Genomic DNA, 1,888 nt, shown 5'->3' with positions numbered 1-1,888 from the left:
CCCACATCGAGGGCCGCGGCCGCCACCCCCAGTGCCTCAAGCCCCCATAGCCCACCCGCCCCACCCCCGGGGCCGCCCGGCGCAGCGTGCGCCGGGCGCCCCTGGCATATTCCCGGACGGCGTAACCGTCGTACGAACGGGTCGTTATTCCGTGCGAAAGTGCAACATCAGATCGCATGGGGGATATGTGGGCGTCAAATACACCCGCGAGCTGGTCGAAGAGGCGGCCGCCGTCTGCCGGTCGCTGTCCGAGGTGATCACGAGGCTGGGCGGCACACCGACCAACGGCAGCCGCGCCTACCTCCGCAAGCTGCTCGCCGCCTGGAAGATCGACTGCACGCACTTCGAGCAGGAAGGAGTACGCCACACCGAACGGCGGCTGCGGGCCGTCGTCCGCGAGTCGACCAGCATCGCGGACGTCGTACGACGGCTCGGCATCAACCCGGTCGGCGGCAACCAGGCGCACATCGGCCGGCGCATCGCGCGATTGGGCATCGACACCTCGCACTTCACACCGAACTCCCGGCCGCGCCGCCCCAGGGGCTCCTTGGGCGACCGCCTGGTGCTCGGCACGCCCGCGGACGGGCGGATCCCCAGCCACCGACTGCGCGGGCATCTGCTCCGCGGCGGCGTCCGGGACATGTGCGCGATGTGCGGCACCGGACCGGAATGGAACGGCAGCCCGCTGCGCCTCGAGGTCGACCACGTCAATGGGGACTGGTGGGACAACCGCCCCGAGAACCTGCGGCTCCTCTGCCCCAACTGCCATGCGGCCACCGACACATATCGCGGCCGCAAGCGCCGCGGGGCGGTCCGGTAGATGTCGCGCCTCTACGACAGCCCGGGCTACACCCGGGCCTCCCTCTCATCCTGCGCGGCGGAGTCCCACAGCCTTGTGGACATGCTCCGGCGACTCGGGCAACCGCTCGGCAGCGGCCCCCTGGGGTATTTGAGGGAGCGCCTGAAGCACTACGGCATCGATACAGGCCACTTCGTCGATGAACCGCTGCCCCGCAAGCAGCCGCGCAGGTACACCAAGGAGATCCTTGAGGAGGCCGCGTCCCGCTGCGGTTCCATCCGGGAAATCCTGGAGCACCTGGGCGTGGCCCCCTACGACAGCGCCTACCGGCACATCGCCCGCAGGCTGGCCCATTTCGGCGTGGACACCTCCCATTTCCCGCAGCCGGTGAGCAGCAGGTCACGAGCGATCCACGGTGACGAACTCCGCGCGGCAGTATCCGCGTCGACGAGCCTCGCCGGCATCATCCGGAGCCTCGACCTGCCGGACAACGGGACATCCAGGAGGAGGATCAAACAGGCCATCGCGGAACAGGGGCTGCCCACCGCGCACTTCACGGGGCAGGCGCATGCCCGCGGCATCCCGTCGCAGAGGCGCAAGCCTGCGGAGGAGATCCTGCGGCTGCTCGCCTCGGACAGCCCGCGCACCAGCCGCCGCCTGCTCCACCGCGCGCTGCAGGAGATGGGCATGGCTTACGTATGCGGCGCCTGCGGCACGGGTCCCGTGTGGCAAGGCCTGCCCATCGCGCTGGAGATCGATCACATCAACGGGGACCGGCTCGACAACCGGATCGGCAATCTCCGGTATCTGTGCCCTTCCTGCCACAGCCAGACCGCCACCTTTGCCCGGCAGGGCGGTCGGACGCATATTGACCGGGCAGGTGAGCGGGCCCAGCCAGTAGAGTTGGCGCAGCGGGCCCGTATCCCAGCTGGCAAGAGGACGCCGGTTTAGATCCGGTGTGTCGTGGGTTCGAGTCCCACCGGGCCCACCGCTGAGGGGCGCGGGCCCCGGCAAGGGGGCCCGCCCCCCCCCCCGAAACCCCCCCCAACACCCCCCACCCGCCCCCCCCCCCGGCAACGCAGGCCCCCC

2 protein-coding genes and 1 tRNA gene are annotated in these 1,888 nt (G+C 70.4%); all 3 read left to right on the top strand.

All coding sequences use genetic code 11. The features are described 5' to 3' along the window. The first annotated feature begins 187 nt into the window (after positions 1-187). Positions 188-820, top strand: a complete 633-nt coding sequence (locus ACFWVC_RS01625) for an HNH endonuclease (protein WP_384273813.1) — start codon at positions 188-190, stop codon at positions 818-820. Next, a complete protein-coding gene (locus ACFWVC_RS01620; RefSeq protein ID WP_384274942.1) occupies positions 821-1,750 on the top strand; it encodes an HNH endonuclease signature motif containing protein in 930 nt (309 codons plus the stop codon). Next, positions 1,713-1,787: transfer RNA gene (locus tag ACFWVC_RS01615), tRNA-Leu, on the top strand. The genes ACFWVC_RS01620 and ACFWVC_RS01615 overlap by 38 nt, the downstream gene beginning before the upstream one ends. The last annotated feature ends 101 nt before the right edge of the window (positions 1,788-1,888 follow it).

Origin of the sequence: Streptomyces sp. NPDC058691 (genome assembly GCF_042714775.1) — a bacterium.
GTDB lineage: Bacteria > Actinomycetota > Actinomycetes > Streptomycetales > Streptomycetaceae > Actinacidiphila.
Note: the sequence above shows the minus strand (reverse complement) of the source record. Positions and strands in the feature narration are given on the sequence as shown.

What these genes read in the sequence shown, in the direction of transcription:
- ACFWVC_RS01620 (WP_384274942.1), top strand. Translation starts at nt 821, where the DNA reads ATGTCGCGCCTCTACGACAGCCCGGGCTACACCCGGGCCTCCCTCTCA.